This window comes from Hymenobacter amundsenii (assembly GCF_002204745.1).
Classification (GTDB): domain Bacteria; phylum Bacteroidota; class Bacteroidia; order Cytophagales; family Hymenobacteraceae; genus Hymenobacter; species Hymenobacter amundsenii.
The window spans coordinates 23,666-47,537 of the sequence record NZ_NIRR01000007.1 but is presented as its reverse complement, the minus strand read 5'-3'; the positions used below and the strand labels follow the sequence as shown (position 1 = coordinate 47,537).

The following is a 23,872-nucleotide window of genomic DNA, read 5'->3' as shown; positions in this document are numbered from 1 at the left end:
AAAAAAAGCCGGGCACTACGCCGGCTGCTCTGGGGTTAAGAACCTATGCTGATTCGAATTTCTATTTTCCTTTTGATGACTGTGCTACTGCTGCCCGCCGCCATTACCCAGGCCCAAACTGCGCCCGCTGCTTCTCTGGTCAGCACTGTAAAAGCGGCTCGTTGGCGGCAGCGGGTGCTGCTCATCTGCGCGCCCACGGCCACCGATGCCCAGTTGCTAAAGCAGCGGGCGTTGCTGCAACCCGCCCGCGCCGGCCTCACTGAGCGCGACCTGCTGGTGCAGGAGCTGCCCTGGGCCAGCCTCCCGGAAGCCGACCGCAACTACCTGCGCCAACTGGGCGGGTCGCCGGATTCGTTCCGGGTGCTGCTCATTGGCAAAGACGGGGGCGTGAAGCGGCGTGATACTGCACCGGTTACGCCAGCGGCCCTGTTTGCCACCATCGACGGCATGCCCATGCGCCGCCAGGAAATGAAGCGGGTTAAGTAAGCCAGTTACTAGAAAGCAGGGGCATTCTGATGCCCGACAACCAACCGCTGCCGCTACCTTTGCTGCCATGAACCAGTCTGCCCTTTTTGACTTCCTGACCGAGCTTACCCGCCACAACGAGCGGGAGTGGTTTCAAGCCCGTAAATCTGCCTACGACCAATTGCGCCGCGAATTTGAAGTGCTGGTCGGGCAGATTCTGGCGGCGCTGGCGGCCGAAGAGCCGGCCCTGGCCACCCTGGAGCCCAAGAAGTGCATCTTCCGCATTTACCGCGACGTGCGGTTTTCCAAGCGCAAGGAGCCCTACAAAACCCACTTCAGCGCCTATTTCGCGGTGGGCGGTAAGCAGAGTGTCGGCCCCGGCTACTACTTCCAGCTGGGCCCCGCCGGCCAGACGCTGCTGGCCGGCGGCATCTATCAGCCCGAGAAGGAGCAGCTGGCCCGCATCCGCCAGGAAATCGACTACAACGGCCCCGCCTTGCATGCCATCCTCGAAAATCCCGGCTTCCGACAGTTCTACTCCGGGCTGGAAGGCGAGAAGCTCAAGCGCCCGCCCGCCGGCTACGCCCCCGACCACGCCGATATCGAGTGGCTCAAGCACAAAAGCTTCGTCGTGTCGCACCACGTGCCCGATGCCACGGCCCGCCAGCTCAACCTAGCCGAGTACGTGCCCGCCGCCTTCCGCGCCCTGCGCCCGTTTGCTGATTTCCTGCGCGACGCGGTAGAAGGGTAGGAGGGAAGGGGAAATGATGAGGCGGCAAAAAGAACGGTCATGCTGAGCGAAGCGCAGCGGAGTCGAAGCATCTCTACCGCAGTGGTAATCCTGACGGCTGTTTGGTATGGCAACGAAGCGGTAGAGATGCTTCGACTCCGCTGCGCTTCGCTCAGCATGACCGTTCTTTGTGTCCGTCATTTCCGCCACCGCCCTATCTCACCTCCCAAATGCCCTACGATTACGACGTGCTGATAGTGGGAGCGGGGCCGGCGGGCACGGCCTGCGCGCTGGGGCTGGCCGGCAGCGGTCTGCGGGTGGGCCTGCTCGATAAGGCCCAATTTCCGCGCGACAAGGTGTGCGGCGACGCCATTCCCAGTCCCGCTCTCAAGGCCCTGACCCGCCTCAACCCGGCCTGGGCCGCCGAGCTGCGCGAACTTACGGCCGGCCACCGCACCGACATGCGCACCAGCCGCCTCGTGTCGCCGGCCGGAACCGGCGTGAGCGTGCACTGGAAGGCCCCCGCGTTCAACTCGCCGCGCCTGCATTTCGATGACGCCCTGCTGACCCTCGTGCGCCGCCACACCGCCACCGATATCCGCGAGAACAGCCCCGTGAAAACCGTAACGGCCGATGCCAACGGGGCGGCGGTGCAGCTCACCGACGGCACCCACCTCACGGCCCGCCTGCTCATCGGCTGCGACGGGGCCCACTCGGCCGTGGCCCGTGCGCTGGCTCCGGCAGCCCTCGACCGTAGCCGGCACTGCGCCGCCGTGCGGGCCTATTTCGAGGAAGTAGACGATGTGCCCGCCACCACCAGCGACTTTCTGTTCCTGGGCCGCTACCGCGCCGGCTACTGCTGGGTGTTTCCGGTGGGCGCGGGCCGCTTCAACGTGGGCTTCGGGATGCTCTCCTCGGATGTAGCCCGCCAGAAACTCGACCTAAAACTGGTATTGCAGGAGCTGCTCGAAACCCACCCGCACCTGGTGCCGCGCTTCACCCGGGCCCGGCAGCTCGGGCCGATTCAGGGTTTCGGGTTGCCGCTGGGCGGCTCGGCCCGGCCCCTTACCGGAACCCGCGCCCTGCTCTGCGGCGACGCGGCCGCCCTCATCGACCCGTTGCAGGGCCACGGCATTGATACGGCCGTTATCAGCGGGCTGCTGGCTGCCGAGCACGCCGCCCGCTGCTGCGCCGCCGCCGCGTTCGGCCCCGAAGCCCTCGCGCCCTACGCCGCGGCCGTGGAGCGCCGCCTGGGCCGCGACCTGGCCCGTCGCTACCGCCTCATGCGCCTGCTGGCCCGCGCGCCCTGGCTGGTCGAAGGCGCGTTCAAGGCCGCCCAGTGGCCCCCGCTGCGCCGGGTGCTGGTGCGGGCTATGGCGTAATTGGTGGATGGGGTGATGAGGTAATGGAGGCAAAAAGAACGGTCATGCTGAGCGAAGGCGCAGCCGAAGCATCTCTACTGCCAAGCTAATCCACCGTTGTAACACTGCTCCTATTACCGGGTTTAGTGATGTAACAACGGGACTGGCTTAGCAGTAGAGATGCTTCGACTGCGACTGCGACTGCTCCTTCGCTCAGCATGACCATTCTTTTTGCCTACCCTTACCATCACTCATGAATTCCACTTCCTCTAGCCCCGAAGACCTGCTAATTACCGCCGTCCGCCAGGGCGATGCGGCCGCTATTACGCGCCTGCTGGCCGAAGGTGCCGACGCCAACGCCCCCGACGGCCGTGGCTTCACACCCCTCGTGCTGGCCGCCTACGACGACCAACTTGAGGCCACCCGCGCCCTGCTCGCCGGCGGGGCTGACCCCAACCAGCCCGTCGGCGGCGGCAACACCGTGCTGATGGGCGTTGCCTTCAAGGGCCACACCGGCATGGCCCAACTGCTCCTCGACCACGGGGCCGAGCTCAACGCCCGCAACGGCGAGGGCAGCACAGCCCTCATGTTCGCCGTGCTGTTCGGCCGCCACGAGTTCCTGGACCTGCTCCTCAACGCCGGGGCCGACGCCACCCTGCGCGACAATAAAGGCCAATCGGCCCGCGACCTGGCCCGCCAGAAAGGCAACGACCACGCCCTGACGGTGCTGCCCGAATAGCCCCAACCGGCCCCTCCCAAAATGCCCAACGCCCCGCCCTCCGGTTTGCCGGGAGGCGGGGCGTTGGCGTGTACCGTTCAGCAGTAGCCCGGCAATCAGGCAATAGCTGCCGCGTCGAGATGGTCGAGAGCCGCTACCGAGCCGGGCAGTTGCGTGCGGCTCAGCAGCTGCGCCAGCTCCGGGGGCAGTTCGGCCAGCAGCAGCGGCACCGCCGGGCGGGCCACCAGTTGGTAGCGCGCATCGGCCCGGTCGTGCAGGTTGGTTTTGGCGAACGAGAAAAGCCCGCGCCGGGCGTAGCGGGCCGCGCCGGAAACTTCAGCCGTATCGACGCCTTCCGCCAGCTGCGCCACGCCGGTTTCCGGCCGCGTGAGGAAGTGCTGGTGCAGGGCCAGCAAATCGGTCTGCGAGGCGGCTACCGAGGCCGGCAGCACCCCGCCGCCCGAAGCCACGTGCAGCACATGGCCCGTCGCATCGGTGGCGAAGTAGTCAATATCGGCGTCGATTTGTTCGTGGTCGTGGATGGGCATGAATAAAAACTAGCGTATAACTTGTAACCATCCGCGCATAGAGGGTTGGTTAGAATGTTGGAAGTAGTAATAATAATTTCCAGCAGGTAAGCCTGATGCGTTCCAATCTTGCTGATAATTATCAGTACTATACACCTGCTTGCCCCAGCGAGAATAAATTTGCAATTGCCAAGGGCCAACTGGCAGGCCTGCGATATAGAATACGTCATTAAGACCATCTCCGTTAGGCGTAATGATATTTGGTATAGTAGAGTTAATAACAGATAATGAGCATTCGCTATTTGTGAGTGGCAGAGTGCTGGCAGCCATCTTGGCCACATACATATTAGTTCTGCCTAGGCTTGTTAAAGCAATCTGATCGAAATAACGTGTGTATTCAATGAATCCCGTAGACAGTAATTCGCCTCCTGAGGTAACTACTATGTCGCTAATATGAGCCCCAGTAGTTCGTGTCCATAGTATAATTCCAGAAGGACAGTAGCATACCATGTGGTTATTTCTAGTACTTGATCCATCACTGGTAGTAAGAGTAGGCATACCGACAAGACTAGCATTAATGTATATATTACCCTTATAATCTGTGCTTATAGAACTGATGTAATCAGAATCGCTGTAGGAATTTGGCCCATAGGTGACTTCTCCACCTAATTGTTTACTCCACTGTAAATCACCTTTTGAATTGTATTTGAAAAGTAGAGCGTCAGAGTTAGAAGTAGTTGATGGTCCTTTGACCGTAAACAGTCGATTCTCATGCGATATGGTTTCATGAAAAGATATTGCAAATATCACGTTTTCGGCCAAATCAAGAGATAAGCCATTGCATCGCTCAAACCCTGCACCAATAATAGGCTTAATCCAAATTGGGCTACCCTGGGTATTAAATTTGGCCAGATACAAATCAGTTCCATTTAGGCTTGGATCAGGTAATGTTGTATTCCCTAGAGTAAAACCAGTATAGTAAGTGCCTGCTAGATATATTTGTCCTGTAGAAGTAACAGCGAGGTTACTATTGGTGAAATCGGCACTCGTGCCAAGGTCACCTTTTATCCATTGCACGATGCCCTGCGCGTTGTACTTAGCTAAAAAAAGTTTCCCGCTAGTTCCAGAAATAAAAGTAATTTGATCAAATTGGCTAGTACTGGCCATGTTGCCTGTTAAGTAGACATTGCCTTTGTCATCAGTGGCTATAGCATTTCCTCCACTACTACCGTTGTTACTAAAAGTATTTTTCGCCCATAAGACGTTCCCTTCTGAGTCATATTTGGCCAAAAACATTTCTGAGAATGATGATCCGCCGGTTAGCGTAAGCATTCCAATATTCATGACTGGATTCTGATTGAATACGCCCGTTATAGGGCCAAAACATCCAGTTATGTAGGCTGAGCCTGATGCATCTACAGTTAAACCGCGTGGTAATTCATCTCCCAGTCCACCTGCTTGGCGAATCCATATAAGTTGGCCTGCTGGGTTATATTTGGCTAAATACAAGTCGTAATTGCCTTGGCTGGTAAGTGTAATATTCTCAAAATTTGCTTTTCCAGAAAACGAGCCTAATACATATGCGTTATTGAATGCATCTATTGCTACATCCAATCCTTGAGAATCATCTGCTCCGCCACCAGATTTAGCCCATAAATATTTAGGTAATTGCTGTGCTTGAGCTGAGATTATAAATTTATCAATGAAGCACAGCAATACTATTAAAATGCAGGATGATAATTTTAAATAAATATTCATGTTAGATAATTTAATAAGTAGGTAGATTGAAAAAAAAATTATCGTGCTAGGCTTTATATTGTCTAATTGCTTTCTAGCTTCTCCAAAATCTCCTGGGCCGCCACGGCAATGACGGTGCCGGGGCCGTAGATGCCGGCTACTCCGGCGTCGAAGAGGAACTGGTAGTCCTGGGCCGGGATGACGCCGCCGGCAATGACGAGGATATCCTCGCGGTCGAGCTGCTTGAGCTCCGCGAGCAGCTGCGGAATCAGGGTTTTGTGGCCGGCGGCCAGGCTGCTCACGCCTACCACGTGCACGTCGTTTTCGGCGGCCTGGCGGGCTACCTCGTCGGGCGTCTGAAACAGGGGCGCAATGTCCACGTCGAAGCCCACGTCGGCGAAGGAGGTGGCAATGATTTTGGAGCCCCGGTCGTGGCCGTCCTGGCCCATTTTGGCCACCATCATGCGGGGGCGGCGGCCTTCGCGCACGGCAAAGGCATCGGCCGCCGCGCGGGCCTTGGCAAACTGCTCGTCGTAGCTCATCTCCTGCGAATAAACGCCCGAAATGGCCCGGATAGTAGCCTGGTGGCGGCCGTACACTTTCTCCAGGGCGTCCGAAATTTCGCCCAGCGTGGCGCGCAACCGGGCCGCATCTACGGCCAGGGCCAGCAGGTTACCGTTCTCGTCGCGGGCCGCTTCCGTGAGGTCCGTGAGGGCCGCCTGCACCGCTGCTTCGTTGCGGGCGGCTTTGGTGGCTTTGAGGCGGGCAATCTGCGACTCGCGCACGGCGGCGTTGTCGATGTCGAGCACCTCGATTTGCTGCTCCTCGGAAGGGCGGTAGCGGTTCACGCCCACCACAATGTCCTTGTTCGAGTCGATGCGGGCCTGCTTGCGGGCGGCGGCCTCCTCAATGCGCATTTTGGGCAAGCCGGTTTCGATGGCCTTGGCCATGCCGCCCAACTCCTCCACTTCGGCCATCAGGGCCCAGGCTTTGTCAGCCAGCTCGTGGGTGAGGGTTTCCACGTAGTAGGAGCCGCCCCAGGGGTCCACGACGCGGGTTACGTCGGTTTCGTGCTGCAGATACAGCTGGGTGTTGCGGGCAATGCGGGCCGAGAAGTCGGTGGGCAGGGCAATGGCCTCGTCGAGGGCGTTGGTGTGCAGGCTCTGGGTGCCGCCCAGCACGGCCGCCATGGCCTCCACGGCCGTGCGGGCCACGTTATTGAACGGGTCCTGCTCGGTAAGCGAGTAGCCCGAGGTCTGGCAGTGGGTGCGCAGGGCCAGGCTTTTCGGGTTCTGGGGGTTGAACTGCTGGATGAGCTTGGCCCACAGCAGCCGCCCCGCCCGGAGCTTGGCAATTTCCATGAAGTGGTTCATGCCAATGGCCCAGAAAAACGACAGCCGGGGCGCAAAATCGTCAATCTTGAGGCCCGCCGCCAAACCGGCCCGCACGTACTCCAGGCCGTCGGCCAGGGTGTAGGCCAGCTCCAGGTCGGCGGTGGCGCCGGCCTCCTGCATGTGGTAGCCCGAGATGCTGATGGAGTTGAACTTGGGCATGTGCGCGGCCGTGTATTCGAAAATATCGGCAATGATGCGCATGCTTGGCAGCGGCGGGTAGATGTAGGTGTTGCGCACCATAAACTCCTTCAGAATATCGTTCTGAATGGTGCCCGCCAGCTTCTCCGGCCCCACGCCCTGCTCCTCGGCCGCCACGATATAAAAGGCCATAATCGGCAGCACGGCCCCGTTCATGGTCATGCTCACCGACATCTGGTCGAGCGGAATCTCATCAAACAGCAGCTTCATGTCCTCCACCGAGTCGATGGCCACGCCCGCCTTGCCCACGTCGCCCTGCACCCGCGCGTGGTCGGAGTCGTAGCCCCGGTGGGTGGCCAGGTCGAAGGCCACGCTCAGGCCCTTCTGCCCGCCGGCCAGGTTGCGGCGATAGAAAGCGTTGCTTTCCTCGGCCGTTGAGAAACCCGCGTACTGGCGCACGGTCCAGGGTTTTTGCACGTACATCGAGCTGTAAGGCCCGCGCAGGTAGGGCGCGATGCCCGCCCCAAACCCCAGGTGGTCGAGGTGCTGCACATCGGCGGCCGTGTAAAATGGCTTGAGCGTGATGCCCTCGGGCGTGGTGGTGGTATCGGGAGCGTCGGCGGGCGGGGTGGGCAGCTGGGCCGCGTCGTAGGCTATCTGGGAGAAATCGGGGCGCATGATTTAAAAACTAAAAGTGAAAAATCAGGAATTGGAGGCCAGAGCGTTGCACGGGGCGGTGTCGGGGCCTGTCGGCTTCCTCATTCCACTTTTCACTCTGCGAAAGCAAAAGGAAGAGTTGGACGGGCGGTTTTTTACTTTTCACTTTTAATTGACTTCCCCTGCAACTGGGCCAACACATCTTCGGTGCTGTAGCCCTCCACCGAAAATTCCTTCAGGCCAAAGATGCGGATGGCTTCCTGCATGGTGGCCAGGTCGGCGGTGAGCAGGGCGGGGGGAATGAAGCTGGACTCGTCAATCGGGACCTGGCTGATGGCCCGGGCCACCCGCCCGAACTGCTCGGGCGTGGCGTACATAAGCGTTGCCTGCTCGGCCGAGGAAAACAGCACCGACAGCGTGCCCTCGGGGTGGGCATGGCGCAGCTCGGGCCGCTCCGGCGCCGGCAGCGTCCGCAAAAACGATTCGAGGATGATTTCGTTGGTGTGGGCCCCGAGCAGCACCAGCGCCGCCCGCTTCTTTTTCAGCTCGCGCCGCTCGAAGTGCAGGGCCGTAGCCAGGCGCAGCACTTCGGTAGGATAATTGGCGCGGGTGGTATCGAAGGTGGGGCTGCGCAACAGGCGCTTGGGGTTGAAGTCGAACTGCTCGTGCGCGTTCTGGTAGCGGTTGGTGCCCACCACCACCTGCTCGCCGGTGGCAATGCGCCGGAACTGGGCCTGGGCAGCAGTGTGGAGTTGCTCCAGTACCAGGCCGGTAGCGGCGGGTAGCCCCCCGGCAGCTTCCAGGTGTTGAAACAATGCCCAGGCGTCGCGGGCGAGCGTGTCGGTGAGGGTTTCGAGGTAGTAGGAGCCGGCGGCCGCATCCTGCACTTGGCCCAAGTGGGCCTCCTCGCGTAGCAGCACCGGCAGGTTGCGGGCCAAGCGCTCGGCAAACTCGTTGGGCTCGTGAAACAGACTATCGAAGGTGCCCACGCTCACGGCGTCGGCCCCGCCGAGCACGGCGCTCATGGCCTCGGTGGCGTAGCGCAGCAAGTTGGTGTGCGGGTCGAGGGTGGTCTGGCTCCAGGTGGCGGTGCTGGCAAAAATAGTGAGCCGGCTGGCGGCCTCGGCCGGCAGGCCGTAGGCGTGCAGCAGCGTGGCCCAGAGCCGGCGCAACGCCCGCAGCTTGGCAATTTCAAAGAAGTAGTTTGGGGATACGGCCACGTGCAGGTGCAGCGCGGCGGCCACGTCGGCCAGCGGCAGCTCCTCGGTTGGCAGCGCGCTCAAATAGGCGGCGGCCGTACTCAAAGCAAAGGCTAGCTGCTGGGTGGCGGTGGCCCCACGGTTGCCGTAGTAAGCCGCATCGAGACCCAGGGCCCGGAATTCCGGCCAGGCCCGGCAACTCGTGAGTGCGGTCCGCAATTCGCCCTGCTGGGAAGCCAGGTCGGGTACGTGGTGGGTAAGCGGGTCGAGGATCAGGAAGCCCCGCAGCGCCACCCCGGCCGCGGCCAGCCGCTCCACCAGCCCGGCCGCCCCGCGCCTTACCGAGTAGCCCACGTACGTATCGGCCAGCGGAATACGCTGGGCCAGGTACTCTACGTCGAACTCCTCAGCCTGGGCCAGCACGAAATGAGCCCCTTCGGCCCCCAGCGACAGCGCCGCCGCCGCCCGCTCAATGGTTTCGTGGCCCCGGCCGGCCGCTATGCTATAGGTAGGCACGTTGCGCCAGGGGCTGGCCTGCCGCACCAGCGGGGCGGGGGCTCCCCCGAGCTCATCCAGAGCTTCGCGGTGGTAGAACGGCTGCACCGGGAAGCCATCGGGCGTTTGCCAGGTCAGGGTGGCAGGGTCCTGGCCCTTCAGGTCGCGGGTGAGGCGCTGCTGCCACTGGGTGGTGGTAACGGGCGAGAACTCGGGGAAGGAAACCGGCACGGGTTGCGGCGAATCGGCCATAAGGTAGCAGGTGTGATAAGAAATGGGTGGCCCCTGGGGGCGGGTTAAAGATAGGGGGTAGGGGCCGGAAAACGGGCTTGCATTGAAACTGTCAACTCCTATCTTCGCCCGGCTTTTCCGGATAGATCTTATCCACTGTCCTCAATTCCCTATCATTTTCGTGTACATGCTTAAAAAACTACCCCTGCTGCTGCTACTCATCACTGCCACCGTGGCATCGGCTCAGACAAATTTTCGGCCCGGCTACGTCGTGACGCTCGACGGCGACACACTTCACGGCGAGGTCGATTCGCGTGGGTCTCAGCGCAACGCCCGGCTGGCGCGCTACCGGCCGTCTGACGCCGCATCGATTACCGATTATCAGCCCCAGCAACTGCGTGGCTATGGGTTAGTAGGCGACCGAGTGTACCAGGTTGATTCGGTATCCGTGGCCGTGCCGCCCGTGCCTACTGCACCATATGGGGCGGCTCCCGACACTGTGCAACAGCCTGTCTTTCTAGAAGTACTGGTGCGCGGGGCACTCAGCCTGCTCTACCTACGCGACGAGCTCAGCAACGACCACTTCTACCTGTCAGCGGCCGGCAAGTCGGTCCAGGAATTGTTGCCGCCACCCGTGCGCAAAATAGCCGACGACGAAGTAGCCTATCGGAATTCCGCCAATGCCTTCCGCCGCACGATGGCAGCCGCCACCCAGCAATGCCTGGCCTTGCAGTCTACAGTAGCAGCCGCCCGTTACAATCAACGCAGCCTGAGCGAGCTCGTCACAACCTACAACCAGTGCGTGGGTGCAGCCTCCGTATCGCCAAGCGCCGCAGCGTATAAAACTCGCGTGCGAATAGGGCTTATTGGTGGAGCAGAAGTGAGTAGGTTAGTGCTCAATGGCCAAAAGTCAACTTATGGTTTTGTGAGCAAAGGGTGGAGCGATAAGGTCAGCCCGGTAATAGGCGTGGCGCTGACTGTGGGATTAACCAGAGTCAACCGAACCATCTCCGCCCGGCTCGAAGGATTTTACGAATCGCAAAGCTACCTGCTGAGAAGTCAGATTGCGGGGTCGAATACGTACAATGAGTTTAGGGTTAAGCTTACCAGCATCCGAGTGCCCTTGCTAATGCGCTACACCTTCCCGCGGGGAGAAATTCGGCCCTTCGCGCAAGCCGGTTTCTCTTTCTCTTACCTGCTGAATAACGACAATGAGGAGCGCCAAGTACGCATTCCGGCCAACCCTAATGGTTATCCCGCTTCTGCCTGGGTGCCGATAGTGAAGCCCCGAACCCTGGAGCAAGGGCTGATTGGCAGTGTTGGATTGGCTACGGCATGGGACAACCGCCGTAACGCCAGGGTGGAGCTGCGATATGAGCGGTCCAATGGGTTTAGTAACGCCGTGGGGTTCGGCAGCCGCGTCAATCGGTTTTATCTGTTGCTGGGCTACGACCTGACGAAATAACGATGACGGCCAGCTAAGCGAGAAAGCCGCCGTATCTTTGGCGCCGGCTTTCCCATTTTTTGCTGACTCCGATGCAATTTCTTCGTTCCCATGTGGCGGCCCTGGGCCTGTTGGCAGCGGTGGCCCTGGCACCCGCCTGCCAACGTGGTACCTACCAGCCTCAGGCCCAGTTGGCACCCGTTACGGCCCAGCCGGTGGGTCCGGCCATTCCTGCCAATGCGCAGGCTACGGCTACTATTGCACCCTACCGCGAGCGGGTGGTGGCGCAAATGACAACCGTGCTGGGCAATGCCCCGGTAGCAGTGACCAAAAATTCGGGTGAGTCGCCGCTGGCCAATTTCGTGGGCGATTTGCAGCGGGTGCGGGCCAGCCGCGAACTGGGCCAGCCAGTGCCGCTGGGCGTCATGACCAACGGGGGCCTGCGGGCCCCGCTGCCGGCTGGACCCGTTACTGTGGGTTCGGTTTTCGAGTTGATGCCGTTTGAAAACCAGCTGGTCGTGCTCGACGCCCCCGGCCCCGTAGTGCAGCAGCTGTTCGACTACGCCGCCCGACTGAAAATGGCCGTTTCGGGTGCCACCTACACTGTGTCTCCCGATGGTAAACCGACCGCCATTCTCATCAATGGTCAGCCTTTCAACCCCGCCCAGACCTACCCCATTGCTATTTCCGATTACCTGGCCGGCGGCGGCGACGGCATGAGTTTCTTTAAAGCCCTGAAGCCCCGCGATACTGGCGTGCTGCTGCGCACGGCCATCATCGACTACATTAAAGAGCAAACCCAGCAGGGCCGCCCCATTGCCGCCGGCATCGAAGGCCGCGTTAATTAATCACAGAGGTGGCAGAGGAAAAGGCTAACCCAGATACCGACATGATCTGTTAGTTGCCGAACAGCAGGATTTTCGTTGCATCAGGGCGTTCAACTTTCCTGCTTCAAAATAGAACACTGCCCTTCGCCTTCGCCTCTTCTCTTATTTTATGCTGACTTCCACATCAGCGTCATCCTTTTCCTCTGCCACCTCTGTGATTAAATCTGTGATCAATCGGCGCGATTTCCTGAAGTATACCGGCCTGGGCGTGGCTTCGCTGGGCGTGTTGGGCGCGGCAGCAGTACCAGCCGCCGCGGCCGATGGCCGGGCCGTGCACCTAACCATCCTGCACACCAACGACATGCATTCGCGCATTGAGCCGTTTCCGGACAATGCGGCCCAGTGGGCGGGCATGGGCGGCATGGCCCGGCGGGCGGCGCTCATTGCCCAGGTTCGGGAACAGGAACCCAACGTGCTGCTGCTCGACTCGGGCGACATCTGGCAGGGGACGCCCTATTTCAACTTCTTCCAGGGCGAGCTCGAATACAAGCTCATGAGCCAGATGGCCTACGACGCCAGCACGCTCGGCAACCACGACTTCGACAATGGCCTCGAAGGCCTGCAAAAGCAGTTGCCTAATGCCACGTTCCCGTTCCTGATTGCCAACTACGACTTCACAAACACCATCCTGGCTGGCAAATTCCAGCCCTACAAGGTGTTCGAAAAGCAGGGCGTGCGTATCGGCGTGTTCGGTATCGGTATTGAAATGGCTGGCCTGGTGGCCGACAAAAACTTTGGGGCCACCCAGTACCTCGACCCTGTAGCCACCTCCCGCGCAATGGTGGCCAAGCTGCGCGGAGCCGAGCGCTGCGACTTGGTGATCTGCCTCTCGCACTTAGGTTACAAGTACGAAAACCCCAAAATCGACGACCACAAGCTGGCGGCCCAGGTCGATGGCATCGACCTGATTCTGGGCGGCCACACCCACACGTTTCTGGATGCGCCCGTGCCCGTAGCCAGCCCCAACGGTCATCCTACACTCATCAACCAAGTGGGCTGGTCGGGCATTAACCTGGGCCGCCTCGACTACTCTTTCACGCCCGGCAAGCGCCGGCCAACGGTGGCGGCTACGGCCGTGCTTCCGATTACCACGGCCTGAATAGCCCTAAAAAACGGACGTGGTAAAACGGGGTGAAATACAAGCCCCCCGGAGGTTTTTTGTCTCCATAGTTTTCCACATTTTTGTCTCCCCCCGAAAAAAACGGGGACGATACTGCCCGCCGTTTAGCCCTGTCCCTCACCGCATACCCATTGCTTTCGCCCCGTTTACTTGATGCTGAAGGATTGCCAAACGGTCTGGGCCAACTGTCTTCGCGTCATCAAATCTACGATTGGTGAGCAGAGCTTCCGCACGTGGTTTCAGCCCATCGTGCCGGTGCAGTTGCACAATAATGTGCTCCTGATTCAGGTGCCGAGCACGTATTTCTACGAGTTTCTGGAAGAGCATTACGTGGAGGAGCTCAAGCGGGCCATCCACCAGGAGCTGGGGCCCGATGGACGGCTGGAATACAGCATCATCGTCGATCAGGGCAACGCCCAGCAGAAGCCCCGCACGCTGAATTTGCCCACCGCCCGCCGGGCCGCCGGGCCCGCGGCGTCGGCCACGCCCGCCGCTACGGCTATGGCCCAGAGTGCCCAAACAGCCTCGGCCCGCAACGTGGCCGCCGCTGCCGTAATGCCCGCGCCCACGCCGGCTACGCTGCGCAACCCGTTCGAAGCCAGCAAAACCATCGAGCGCGACTACCTCAAGTCGCAGCTCAACACCACTTATACCTTCGAGAACTACATCGAGGGCGACTGTAACCGCCTGTCGCGCTCGGCCGGGCTGGCCGTGGCCAACAAGCCCGGCACCACCAGCTTCAACCCGCTCATGATTTACGGGGGCGTGGGTTTGGGCAAAACCCACTTGGTGCAGGCCATCGGCAACCACATCAAGGCTACGAATACCGACAAGTTCGTGCTCTACGTGTCGGCCGAGAAGTTTACCAACCAGTTCATTGAAAGCCTGCGCTCCAACCAGGTTCAGGACTTCGCCAACTTCTACCTGCTGGTCGATATCCTGATTCTCGACGACGTGCAGTTTCTGTCGGGCAAGGACAAAACCCAGGAGATGTTCTTCCACATCTTCAACCACCTGCACCAGGCCGGCAAGCAGATCGTGATGACCTCCGACCGCCCCCCCCGCGACTTGGTGGGCCTCGAAGACCGCCTGCTTTCCCGCTTCAAGTGGGGCCTGACGGCCGACTTGCAGAGCCCCGACTTCGAGACCCGGATGGCCATCATCCAGAACAAGATGCAGCAGGATGGCATCGATATTCCGCCCCAGGTGGTGGAATATCTGGCCCATTCGGTGAATACCAACGTGCGGGAGTTGGAAGGCGTACTGATTTCGCTGGTGGCTCAAAGTAGCCTCAACCGCCGCGAAATCGACCTCGAAATGGCCAAGCAGGCCCTGCGCCACATTATCGAGGAAGTGGAAGCCGAAGTCAACATCGACTTCATCCAGAAGACCTGCGCCGAATACTTCAGCGTGCCGCTGGATCTGCTCAAGGCTAAAACCCGCAAAAAGGAAGTCGTGACGGCCCGGCAAGTGGCCATGTATTTCGCCAAGGAGCACACCAGCCACTCGCTCAAGAGCATCGGCCACCACTTCGGCGGCCGTGACCACAGCACGGTCATCCACTCCGTCCAAACGGTTTCCGACCTGATTGATTCGGATAAGTCGTTCCGCAATACTATTGTGGAACTGCGCAAGAAGTTCGCCGGCAGATAATTCTACTAAGCTGAGAGCTTATAGCTGTTAGCTGAAGTTTAGAAAACCTATTTGCCTCGCACAAAACAAGGCCCCGTACTCAGTTGAATACGGGGCCTTGTTCGCTTTTTAGCTAAAAGCTAACAGCTCAAGAAAAAACTAGGCCTGCGTATCGCGCAGAGTGATGTTGTGCTTGGCGGCGAAGGCCCGAACCTGCTCGCGCATGAGGCGGCGACGCTTGACGCCGCGCACCTGGCGCAGGCTCATGGCGTGGGTAGTGCCATCCTGGAGCTGCACGCGCAGCTGCTGGGGCACGAGTTCGAGGGAGGTGATGCCCTCGGCAGGAAAGGCTTCTTTGGCCCGAAACAGCCCGTCTTTGTGCACGATGTAGCCAGGGGTGAACTCCAGGTAGCTCTGGGTGCCGAAAATAGGGGAGTTGTGCACCAGCACATAACCCAGGTACACGAGGCTGAAGACCAGAAAAACGTAGTGCAGAAACTGCAGATCCATGGCCCCGGCGCCCGTTACGATGAGCGAAATGGTGTAGGCCACCCACATCAGGCCCAGAAAAATCTGCCCCCAAAAAGGAATGCGCTGCGTGTTGGCGGGCCGGAGACGAATGCGGGTAGAAGCTGGGTGCATAAAGGCAAAGAAGAACCGAAGGAGAGCGTAAAAGTAAGGAGTTGTTTCTAGTTGCCGGAAAGCGGCCGCCGGAAAGCCAACAGTTCGTTAGCAGTGGGCAGAAAAAAACGTCATTTCGGGGAAAGCGAGGAACTTTTCCCGCTGTACCACCCATCATCAAGACGGTTTGGTATTACCTGGAAAAATGCTCCATCAACTCCGGAATGACGCTTCTTGCTCCTAATTACTTCAGTTTGGCTAAAGCCAGCTCCATCTCGGGCACGGCCTTCAGCAGCACCGACATGGGGCAGTTTTCCTTGGCATACTCGGCCTGCTTCTGAAACTCCTCCTGCGAGAGGCCTTCCACTTCGCCTTCGGTGCTGAGGCTGATTTTAACGACCTTCGGTACGTCGCCCGATGTATCGAGCGTCACCTTCGACTCAGTCCGAATCTGCTTGACCTGCTTGCCGGCCTTGGTCAGGTTGCCGGTGAGAAACATGGTGAAACAGCCGGCGTGGGCTGCCCCAATAAGCTCTTCAGGGTTGGTACCCTTCTCGCCTTCAAATCGGGCTCCTACCGAATAGGGAGCTTTTACGGTGCCGCTCTGGGTCGAAAGTTCGCCGCTGCCTTTAATGTCGCCGTTCCAAACTGCGTTGCCTCGTTGATGCGTCATGAGTAAGTGCTAAAATGATGAAGTAAAATGTCAATACCAGAAAATACGCAAAACCAGGCCTAAAGGATAAGCTCGACCATGCTCATAGGTCCGGAAATGTATCTTTGGCTGGCCTGTTAGGCTACGGGAGCGGAAAAACTCCTTATCTCCCTACTTCATCATCTTTCTCATGGGTCTGAAAGCTACGCTGAGCCGGCCGCTGGCCGCCTACATTGTTCGCCAGTACGCCCACTGGCAACACGACCCGATTGGCACCCAGCAGCAGGTGCTGCGCGAGCTATTGGCCCAGGGTGCCCGCACCGCCTTCGGCCGCGACCACGACCTGGGCGCCGCCCGCACGGCCGCCGACCTGGCTGCCCGCGTCCCCGTCCGCGACTACGAAGGCCTCAAGCCCTATTTCGACCGCGTGAAAGCCGGCGAGCCCGATGTGCTTTGGCCGGGCAAACCGCTTTACCTGGCCAAAACCAGCGGCACCACCAGCGGCGCTAAGTACATACCTATTACTAAGGAGAGTATTCCCAACCATATTAATGGCGCCCGCGACGCGCTGCTGCACTATGTACACCGTACTGGCCAAAGCCAGTTTCTGGATGGGAAGCTGATGTTTTTGTCGGGTTCGCCGGAGCTGGAAATGCTCAACGGCATTCATGTGGGCCGGCTTTCGGGCATTGTCAACCACCACGTGCCGGCCTACCTGCGCCGCAACCAGTTGCCCAGCTACGCCACCAACTGCCTCGACGATTGGGAAACGAAGCTTGACCGCATCGTGGAGGAAACCCTGCCTGCTCCCATGGCCCTGATTTCGGGCATTCCGCCCTGGGTGCAGATGTACTTTGACAAAGTAGTAGCCCGCACTGGCCGGCCGGTAGGGGAGGCGTTTCCCAACTTCAACCTGTTCGTGTACGGGGGGGTCAACTTTGAGCCCTACCGTCGCAAGCTCTTCGACACTATTGGCCGACCGGTGAACAGCCTGGAACTGTTTCCGGCTTCTGAAGGATTTTTGGCCTTTCAGGATGAGCCCGACAACCCCGGCTTGCTCCTGCTGCTCGATGCCGGCATCTTCTACGAATTTGTGCCCGCCGAGCAATTCTTCGAGCCCAACCCGCCCCGCCTGACGCTGGCCGAAGTGGAACTCGACCGCCAGTACGCGCTGGTGCTCACCAGCAACGCCGGCCTCTGGGGCTACAGCCTCGGCGACACCGTGCGCTTCGTGAGCCGCTACCCCTTCCGGGTTCTGGTGACGGGCCGCATCAAGCACTTCCTGTCGGCCTTCGGCGAGCATGTCATTGGCGAGGAAGTGGAACAAACCCTGCGCGAGGCCCTGATTGCTTATCCGGAAGCCGAGGTAACCGAGTTCACCGTGGCCCCTTTGGTAAGTGCCGACCCGGCCACGCCTTCGCGGCACGAGTGGCTAGTGGAATTTGCCCGCCCGCCCCATGATGCCGCTGCTTTCGCCGCTGCCCTCGATGCCGGCCTGCGCCGCCGCAACTCCTACTACGAGGACCTGCGCGCTGGCCATATTCTGGCTCCTCTGCAACTCTCGGCCTTACCAGCTGGTGCTTTCCGGCGCTATATGAAGAGCCAGGGCAAGCTGGGAGGCCAGAACAAAGTGCCTCGGCTAAGCAACGAACGAACGTTAGCGGACGGGTTAATAAGCGAATAGGACTTAATGAGCGAATTATAATATAAATATTTTAATAAAAATATAAATTTAAACAACGTTAGATGAGCATAATGATGATAGTTGCATTAAATGTTCACTTAGTTCATTACTTTTAGAAAAAGGTAGCGGCTTCCATTCAAACTTTTTCAGTCCTGAATGGAATCCGCTACCTTTAAGATAAACATCAACTCACCAAATTCTTCTTCACTCACATGCGGAAAATTCTATTAACTGCGGCTCTGCTCGCGCCCGTCCTGTTGCAGCAGGTGGCCGCTCAGAATCGGCAAATCTCCGGGCGGGTTACCGACCGTTCTTCCGGTCAGGGTCTGCCCGGAGTTACGGTATTGGTAAAAGGGACAACTGTTGGCGTATCTACTAACTCCGATGGTTCCTATACTATTAGTGCCCCTTCTACTGCAACTACGCTGACCTTCTCGTCTATCGGCTTTGTGCCGGTAGAGCGGCCGATCGGCACAGAGTCGACCATCGACATCGGATTGGCTACCGACTCCAAAGTCCTGAATGAGGTAATAGTAACGGCCCAGAACGTCGAGCGGACTCGCAACTCGCTGCCCTACGCGGCGACCCAGGTTGATGGTGAAAACATCACCAAGGCGCGTAACCCTAGCTTCATCAATGGCCTGTCGGGTAAAGTAGCCGGCGTAAACATTCGGCAAAGCAACGGTATCGGCGGTTCCAGCAACATTCTGATTCGTGGTACCAGCTCGCTGTTTGGCAACAACCAGCCTTTGTTCGTAGTCGACGGTGTTCCGATCAGCAACGCCAACACCAACACCGCGGGCCAGCAAACGGGTCGTGGTGGTTACGACTACGGTAACGCCGCTACCGACATCAACCCCGACGACATTGCCTCGACGACTATTCTGAAGGGTGCTGCCGCTACGGCGCTTTATGGTGAGCGGGCTGGCAACGGCGTCATCATCATCACGACCAAGAAAGGCCGTAAAGGCATTGGCGTGACCATCAATACGGGCGCTACCGGCGGCCGGATTGACCGTAGTACCTTCATGAAGTATCAGAAGGAGTACGGTGCTGGCTACGGCACTTACTACGAAGACGCTTCAGGCTTTTTTCTCTCCCGCGACATCGATGGCGACGGGGTAGAGGATCTGGTAGCGCCTCTGTCGGAGGATGCCTCGTACGGTGCCCGCTTCGATCCTAACCTGAACGTGTACCAGTGGGACGCTTTCGATCCTTCCTCGCCTAACTTCGGCAAAGCCCGTCCTTGGGTAGCAGCTGATAATGGTCCGGAGGCCTTCTTCAAAACGGCACTCACGCTCAACAACAGCGTTATCGTTGACGGTGGAACCGAAAACGGCACCTTCAAGCTGGGCTATACCAGCATCCGCGATAAGGGAGTTCTCGAAAACAGCGAGGTCAACAAGAACATCCTCAATTTTGGCGGTTCGCTCAACCTGACGCCCAAGATTACGGTGTCGTCGTCGGTCAACTATTCGCGCGTTGATGGCAAAGGCCGTTACGGCACGGGTTACGGCGATGGTAACGTGATGACCAACTTCCGCCAGTGGTGGCAGACCAACGTAGACTTAAAGGAGCAGAAAGCGGCCTTCGAGCGGACGGGCCGAAACGTAACGTACAACTTTGCTGACCCTACTAACCTAACGCCCATCTACTGGAACAACCCTTATTGGGTACGCAACAAAAACTTCGAAACGGACTCGCGTAACCGCATATTCGGTAATGCTGCCGCCACCTACAAGGTTACCGACTGGTTCAACGTTTTGGGCCGGGTATCGGTCGATTCATACGATGAGGTGCAGGAAGAGCGCATTGCCATCGGTAGCGTAGGCTTGTCCAATTACAGCCGCTTCAACCGCACTTCGCGCGAGTACAACTACGACCTGATCGGCAACTTCTCAAAGAACATCAACGAGTCGATCAGTCTGCGTGGTTTGCTGGGCGCCAACGTGCGTCGCCAGCAGTTCAGCTCAATCTTTGCCGAAACCAATGGCGGACTGATTGTACCGGACCTGTATTCGCTGTCGAACTCGGTTTCTGACCCCGTACCACCGATTGAGGATGAAACTAGGGTTGGCGTTGATGGTATATTTGCCAGCGCTACCCTCGGATTCCGGGAGATGGTCTTCGTTGACCTCACCGTTCGCCGCGACAAATCCACCACCCTGCCCAGCAGCAACAACACCTTCGTGTATCCTTCAGCCGCCGTGGGCTTCGTGTTCTCGGAATTGCTGAAAGATGTGTCGTGGCTTTCGTATGGCAAAGTACGGGCCAACTATGCTGAAGTAGGCCAAGGGGCTGATCCACAGTCGGTGCTAACCAATTATTCTAAGGTTACAACTTACAACAGCAACCCACTGTTCTCGCTGCCCGGCACGCGTAATAACCCCGATTTAAAGCCCTTGCGCACCAAGAGCTCGGAAGCCGGTATAGAAATGAACTTTCTCCGTAATCGGGTTGGTTTCGACTTTACCGTTTACCAGCGCAACACCATCGACCAGATCCTTCCAATAACGCTTTCTACCGCTACCGGCTACAACTCCCGTTTCGTAAACTCGGGTGAAGTACGCAACCGGGGTGTGGAGATTTCGGGATTTGTGACGCCGGTTAAACTGGCTGACTTCTCTTGGACGGTCAACGCTAACTGGACCCGCAATCGCAACGAGGTGCTCTCGCTCTTCGGTGACTTCGATAACATCGTGCTGGCTACCTACCAAGGTGGTGTAAGCTCGAACTATGCCATCGGCCAGCCAGCTGGTATTATCCGTGGTGCTAACCTCGTGTATAAGGATGGGCAGAAAGTAGTGGGCGCCAACGGTTACTACGCACAGACGGTTTCTTCCAATGAGATTATTGGTGACCCAAACCCCGAGTGGACTGCTGGTGTGACCAACACGTTCAATTACAAAGGTATTGGCTTCTACTTCCTGCTCGACATTCGCAAAGGTGGCGACATCTTCTCGCTCGACCGTTACTACGGTCTGGCAACGGGTATGCAGCCCGAAACGGCAGGTCTCAACGATTTGGGTAACCCCTCGCGGCTGCCCATTAGCGAAGGTGGCGGGGTGATTCTTCCCGGCGTACTCGCCGACGGCACACCCAACACCAAGCGGGTAAGCAACACGAACTTTGGCCTCTACGGCTACCGCCGCAACCCAGCCGGAGCTTTCGTTTACGACGGTGGTTTCGTAAAGCTGCGCGAAGTATCGTTGAGCTACTCGCTGCCGACTTCTATTGTATCGAAATTTGGAGCCATCCGTGGAGTCGATTTCTCGGTGGTAGGTCGTAACCTGTGGATTCTGCACAAGAACCTGCCCGATGCTGACCCAGAAGATGCTTTGAGCTCCGGCAACCGTGGCCAGGGTTACTCTTCTGGTTCATTCCCCGCCGTTCGGACGCTTGGTGGTAATATTCGCCTAAGCTTCTAACGCCACCCGTTTTAACTGACTCTCACAATGAAAAAATCACTTTTCTTCATCTTGCCAGCTATGGTGCTGGCAACATCCTGCGTCGATTCGCTGGATGATTATAATATCGACCCAAAGAGAGCTAGTGTAGTTCCATCTACCTCTCTCGTTTCAAGCGCGGAGCGGGAATTGGCTTCTACGTTGGCTAGCGCCAACGTGAACACCAACGTGTTCCGGCTGTACGTGCAGTACTGGGCCCAAACCACGTACTTCGACGAAAGCATCTACGACATCAATACCCGAAATATCAACCGTAACTTCTGGTCGGCGCTTTACCGCGACGTGCTAGCAGATCTGAATGAAGCCAAGCGGCTCATTACGGCTGATAACTCCATGGACGCCAAGGTGAAGGCCAACCAACTGGCTGCCATCGAGACGCTGGAGGTGTATACCTGGGCTGTATTAGTAGATACTTACGGCAACATCCCTTACTCGGAAGCTCTGGACTTCAACAAGCCCCAGCCCAAGTACGACGATGCCAAGACGATTTACGATGATCTGATCAAGCGTCTGGATACTGCCATCGGTAGCTTCGATAAGTCGGCTGGTGGATTGGGTGCGGCTGATTTGTACTTCAATGGCGACACAGGCAACTTCGTTAAGTTCGCCAACTCGCTGAAGCTACGGCTGGCCATGACTATCGTCGATGTGGATCAGGCCAAGGCCAAAACTTTGGTTGAATCCACAGTTGGCAAACTGATTTCCTCCAATGAGGAGTCCGCGAAACTTACCTTCCTTGGTTCCAACCCCAACACCAACCCGCTGTATGTGGACCTGGTACAGAGCGGTCGGTATGACTTCGTTGGTACGAACTTCTTCATCGACCGTCTCAACACGCTGAAGGACCCACGTCTGGGCGCTTATTTCAAGCCCAACGGCGGTACCTTCAAAGGAGGTATTTATGGGGTAGGCAACAACTACGCGTCCTTCTCTTCTCCCGGCGTTGCGCTGGAAGATCCGACAGCTCCAAGCTACCTGCTCTCTTACTCGCAGGTGGAGTTCCTGCTGGCAGAAGCGTCGGCACGTGGGTTTGCAGTGGGTGGTACGGCTGCCTCGCATTACAACAATGCTGTAACGGCTTCTATCAAACGTTGGGGTGGCAGCGATGCTGATGCAACTGCTTACCTCGCCCAGCCAGCTGTTGCTTATGCCACCGCTACTGGTGACTACAAGCAGAAAATTGGTGTCCAGAAGTGGATTGCCCTCTACGGACAGCCAGTGGATTCCTACCGCGAGTTCCGTCGTTTGGACTACCCGAAGCTGACTAAGCCAGAGGGTGCCCTCTCCAACCTGCCCGTGCGCTTCCCTTATCCCGTAGTGGAGCAAAACCTAAACACGGCCAACAACGCCGCTGCTGCTGCCGCTATCGGGGGTGACAACGTCAACACGAAAATCTTCTGGGACAAGTTTTAAACCCCTTCAGAAGTACACACAAAAAGAGGCTGTCCAATCGGGCAGCCTTTTTTTGTGTCTGGTAAGAAGAGAATCGATGGATATATGGGTGCCAGGTAGCACCACTGTATCTAGTTCTGCATCAAAAACCCTTTAATGTACTCCTCCAGGTCCCCGTCGAGTACGTTGTGCACGTCGGTGCGCTCGATGCCGGTGCGCAGGTCTTTGATGAGCTTGTAGGGGTGCAGCACGTAGTTGCGGATCTGGGAACCGAAGTCGATGCGCTTCTTGCCGGCTTCCACTACGTCGCGGGCCGCATTGCGCTTGTCCATCTCGATCTGGTAGAGGCGCGACTTGAGCATGCGCAGGGCGTGCTCCTTGTTCATGAGCTGGCTGCGTTCAATCTGGACGGCGATGATGATGCCGGAAGGCGCGTGGGTGAGGCGCACGGCGGTTTCGACCTTGTTCACGTTCTGGCCGCCGGCCCCACCCGCCCGGAACGTGTCCCAGCTGATGTCGGCGGGGTTGATTTCGATGTTGATGGTGTCATCAATCACCGGGTAAGCGAATACCGAGGCGAACGAGGTGTGGCGGCGGCCGCTGCTGTCGAAGGGCGACATGCGCACGAGCCGGTGCACCCCAATTTCGCTTTTCAGGTAGCCATAGGCAAACTGGCCATCGATTTCGAGCGAGGCCGATTTGATGCCGGCCCCTTCGCCGGGCTGGTAGCTGAGCTGGCGCACCGTAAAGCCCTGCTTCTCGCCCCACATAATGTACATGCGCATGAGCATTTCGGCCCAGTCCTGGCTTTCGGTGCCCCCGGCCCCGGGGTTGATGTCGATGACGGCCGAAAGCTGGTCTTCCTCGTCGGAGAGCATCCGCTTGAATTCCAGCCGCTCAACGGCCTGCTCGGCCGCGCCGAACTCGCGTTGCATCTCGTCTTCGGGCACGTCGCCTTCGCGGTGGAACTCGTAGAGTACCTCCACGTCGTCGACTACCTTCTCCACCGCCTCATAGTCGTCGGTCCAGACTTTGATGCCCTTTAGCTCGCGCATGGTGGCTTCGGCCGCCTTGGAATCGTCCCAGAAGCCGGGGGCAGTGGACTGGGCTTCTATTTCGGTTACTTGTTCTTTGCGGGCATCGTAGTCAAAGATACCTCCTCAGGGCCTCAGCGCGGCCCTTCAATTCCTTCACCTGGTCGTGGGTCATGGAAAAAAAGTGTGGATGAAAAAACGGCCGGCCCAGTTGGACCGGCAAAGGCCAAAGGTGGCAAAAATATAAGCGGTAAACACCGCGGAGCCGGCCCCGCCAACGTGGCAGG

18 protein-coding genes are annotated in these 23,872 nt (G+C 58.4%); 11 read left to right on the top strand and 7 right to left on the bottom strand.

From position 1 onward, the window contains the following. The first annotated feature begins 75 nt into the window (after positions 1 to 75). The 4 genes from CDA63_RS06550 (at position 76) to CDA63_RS06535 (ending at position 3,295) form a co-directional block, all read left to right on the top strand. Entirely contained in the window at positions 76 to 486 is a 411-nt protein-coding gene (locus tag CDA63_RS06550) for a DUF4174 domain-containing protein (protein ID WP_088463648.1), read from the top strand. A gap of 67 nt (positions 487 to 553) precedes the next feature. Further along, on the top strand, positions 554 to 1,216 hold the full coding sequence (locus CDA63_RS06545; protein ID WP_088463647.1) for a DUF2461 domain-containing protein: 663 nt from the start codon (positions 554 to 556) through the stop codon (positions 1,214 to 1,216). 209 nt (positions 1,217 to 1,425) lie between these two features. Continuing rightward, a complete protein-coding gene (locus tag CDA63_RS06540) occupies positions 1,426 to 2,577 on the top strand; it encodes a geranylgeranyl reductase family protein (RefSeq protein ID WP_088463646.1) in 1,152 nt (383 codons plus the stop codon). Positions 2,578 to 2,809: 232 nt separating this feature from the next. After that, entirely contained in the window at positions 2,810 to 3,295 is a 486-nt protein-coding gene (locus tag CDA63_RS06535) for an ankyrin repeat domain-containing protein (RefSeq protein WP_088463645.1), read from the top strand. 95 nt (positions 3,296 to 3,390) lie between these two features. Here CDA63_RS06535 and CDA63_RS06530 read toward each other — a convergent pair whose 3' ends face one another. From CDA63_RS06530 to CDA63_RS06515, 4 genes are all read right to left on the bottom strand, one after another. Then, complete coding sequence (locus CDA63_RS06530) at positions 3,391 to 3,822, bottom strand: hypothetical protein (RefSeq protein WP_088463644.1); 432 nt, start codon at positions 3,820 to 3,822, stop codon at positions 3,391 to 3,393. A 9-nt stretch (positions 3,823 to 3,831) separates the two neighbouring features. Further along, positions 3,832 to 5,559 carry a T9SS type B sorting domain-containing protein gene (locus CDA63_RS06525; RefSeq protein WP_088463643.1) on the bottom strand — a complete coding sequence of 576 codons (1,728 nt, stop codon included), beginning with the start codon at positions 5,557 to 5,559 and terminating at the stop codon, positions 3,832 to 3,834. A 62-nt stretch (positions 5,560 to 5,621) separates the two neighbouring features. Then, positions 5,622 to 7,748: a methylmalonyl-CoA mutase gene (gene scpA / locus CDA63_RS06520; protein WP_088463642.1), complete on the bottom strand. Its 2,127-nt coding sequence runs from the start codon at positions 7,746 to 7,748 to the stop codon at positions 5,622 to 5,624. Positions 7,749 to 7,882: 134 nt separating this feature from the next. After that, positions 7,883 to 9,673, bottom strand: coding sequence for a methylmalonyl-CoA mutase family protein (locus CDA63_RS06515; RefSeq protein WP_088463641.1), 1,791 nt, complete (start codon positions 9,671 to 9,673; stop codon positions 7,883 to 7,885). 166 nt (positions 9,674 to 9,839) lie between these two features. Between CDA63_RS06515 and CDA63_RS06510 the strand changes: the two genes are divergently transcribed. The 4 genes from CDA63_RS06510 to dnaA all read left to right on the top strand — a co-directional run bounded on the left by CDA63_RS06510 (position 9,840) and on the right by dnaA (position 14,756). Further along, positions 9,840 to 11,117: an outer membrane beta-barrel protein gene (locus CDA63_RS06510; RefSeq protein WP_088463640.1), complete on the top strand. Its 1,278-nt coding sequence runs from the start codon at positions 9,840 to 9,842 to the stop codon at positions 11,115 to 11,117. Positions 11,118 to 11,188: 71 nt separating this feature from the next. Next, complete coding sequence (locus CDA63_RS06505) at positions 11,189 to 11,944, top strand: 5'-nucleotidase C-terminal domain-containing protein (protein WP_088463639.1); 756 nt, start codon at positions 11,189 to 11,191, stop codon at positions 11,942 to 11,944. Between the two features lie 208 nt (positions 11,945 to 12,152). Continuing rightward, entirely contained in the window at positions 12,153 to 13,082 is a 930-nt protein-coding gene (locus CDA63_RS06500) for a bifunctional metallophosphatase/5'-nucleotidase (protein WP_088463734.1), read from the top strand. Positions 13,083 to 13,256: 174 nt separating this feature from the next. Continuing rightward, positions 13,257 to 14,756, top strand: a complete 1,500-nt coding sequence (dnaA, locus tag CDA63_RS06495) for a chromosomal replication initiator protein DnaA (protein ID WP_088463638.1) — start codon at positions 13,257 to 13,259, stop codon at positions 14,754 to 14,756. A gap of 138 nt (positions 14,757 to 14,894) precedes the next feature. Here dnaA and CDA63_RS06490 read toward each other — a convergent pair whose 3' ends face one another. Both CDA63_RS06490 and CDA63_RS06485 read right to left on the bottom strand, forming a co-directional pair. Then, positions 14,895 to 15,377: a hypothetical protein gene (locus CDA63_RS06490; protein ID WP_088463637.1), complete on the bottom strand. Its 483-nt coding sequence runs from the start codon at positions 15,375 to 15,377 to the stop codon at positions 14,895 to 14,897. A 223-nt stretch (positions 15,378 to 15,600) separates the two neighbouring features. After that, the gene (locus CDA63_RS06485; RefSeq protein WP_088463636.1) at positions 15,601 to 16,029 is read right to left on the bottom strand and encodes an OsmC family peroxiredoxin; all 429 of its coding nucleotides are present in this window, start codon (positions 16,027 to 16,029) and stop codon (positions 15,601 to 15,603) included. A gap of 169 nt (positions 16,030 to 16,198) precedes the next feature. Here CDA63_RS06485 and CDA63_RS06480 point away from each other — a divergent pair, with 169 nt between their 5' ends. The 3 genes from CDA63_RS06480 to CDA63_RS06470 all read left to right on the top strand — a co-directional run bounded on the left by CDA63_RS06480 (position 16,199) and on the right by CDA63_RS06470 (position 22,572). Beyond that, on the top strand, positions 16,199 to 17,692 hold the full coding sequence (locus tag CDA63_RS06480) for a GH3 family domain-containing protein (protein WP_088463635.1): 1,494 nt from the start codon (positions 16,199 to 16,201) through the stop codon (positions 17,690 to 17,692). Between the two features lie 212 nt (positions 17,693 to 17,904). Next, the gene (locus tag CDA63_RS06475) at positions 17,905 to 21,120 is read left to right on the top strand and encodes a SusC/RagA family TonB-linked outer membrane protein (protein ID WP_088463634.1); all 3,216 of its coding nucleotides are present in this window, start codon (positions 17,905 to 17,907) and stop codon (positions 21,118 to 21,120) included. A gap of 27 nt (positions 21,121 to 21,147) precedes the next feature. Next, positions 21,148 to 22,572, top strand: coding sequence for a SusD/RagB family nutrient-binding outer membrane lipoprotein (locus CDA63_RS06470; protein WP_088463633.1), 1,425 nt, complete (start codon positions 21,148 to 21,150; stop codon positions 22,570 to 22,572). Positions 22,573 to 22,682: 110 nt separating this feature from the next. Here CDA63_RS06470 and prfB read toward each other — a convergent pair. After that, positions 22,683 to 23,760, bottom strand: a protein-coding gene (gene prfB, locus CDA63_RS06465) for a peptide chain release factor 2 (protein WP_199797507.1) whose coding sequence is annotated in 2 segments (ribosomal slippage) — positions 22,683 to 23,699 and positions 23,701 to 23,760 — 1,077 coding nt in all. Because the reading frame shifts where the segments join, the coding sequence is not laid out codon by codon here. Positions 23,761 to 23,872 lie beyond the last annotated feature (112 nt).

Excerpts from the sequence above, each read along its gene's own strand:
- CDA63_RS06490 (WP_088463637.1), bottom strand. The coding sequence starts at position 15,377 with ATGCACCCAGCTTCTACCCGCATTCGTCTCCGGCCCGCCAACACGCAG.
- CDA63_RS06545 (WP_088463647.1), top strand. The coding sequence starts at position 554 with ATGAACCAGTCTGCCCTTTTTGACTTCCTGACCGAGCTTACCCGCCAC.
- CDA63_RS06535 (WP_088463645.1), top strand. The coding sequence starts at position 2,810 with ATGAATTCCACTTCCTCTAGCCCCGAAGACCTGCTAATTACCGCCGTC.
- CDA63_RS06530 (WP_088463644.1), bottom strand. The coding sequence starts at position 3,822 with ATGCCCATCCACGACCACGAACAAATCGACGCCGATATTGACTACTTC.
- CDA63_RS06540 (WP_088463646.1), top strand. The coding sequence starts at position 1,426 with ATGCCCTACGATTACGACGTGCTGATAGTGGGAGCGGGGCCGGCGGGC.
- CDA63_RS06510 (WP_088463640.1), top strand. The coding sequence starts at position 9,840 with ATGCTTAAAAAACTACCCCTGCTGCTGCTACTCATCACTGCCACCGTG.
- CDA63_RS06515 (WP_088463641.1), bottom strand. The coding sequence starts at position 9,673 with ATGGCCGATTCGCCGCAACCCGTGCCGGTTTCCTTCCCCGAGTTCTCG.
- CDA63_RS06470 (WP_088463633.1), top strand. The coding sequence starts at position 21,148 with ATGAAAAAATCACTTTTCTTCATCTTGCCAGCTATGGTGCTGGCAACA.
- CDA63_RS06550 (WP_088463648.1), top strand. The coding sequence starts at position 76 with ATGACTGTGCTACTGCTGCCCGCCGCCATTACCCAGGCCCAAACTGCG.
- dnaA (WP_088463638.1), top strand. The coding sequence starts at position 13,257 with ATGCTGAAGGATTGCCAAACGGTCTGGGCCAACTGTCTTCGCGTCATC.
- CDA63_RS06480 (WP_088463635.1), top strand. The coding sequence starts at position 16,199 with ATGGGTCTGAAAGCTACGCTGAGCCGGCCGCTGGCCGCCTACATTGTT.
- CDA63_RS06525 (WP_088463643.1), bottom strand. The coding sequence starts at position 5,559 with ATGAATATTTATTTAAAATTATCATCCTGCATTTTAATAGTATTGCTG.
- scpA (WP_088463642.1), bottom strand. The coding sequence starts at position 7,748 with ATGCGCCCCGATTTCTCCCAGATAGCCTACGACGCGGCCCAGCTGCCC.
- CDA63_RS06505 (WP_088463639.1), top strand. The coding sequence starts at position 11,189 with ATGCAATTTCTTCGTTCCCATGTGGCGGCCCTGGGCCTGTTGGCAGCG.
- CDA63_RS06475 (WP_088463634.1), top strand. The coding sequence starts at position 17,905 with ATGCGGAAAATTCTATTAACTGCGGCTCTGCTCGCGCCCGTCCTGTTG.
- CDA63_RS06485 (WP_088463636.1), bottom strand. The coding sequence starts at position 16,029 with ATGACGCATCAACGAGGCAACGCAGTTTGGAACGGCGACATTAAAGGC.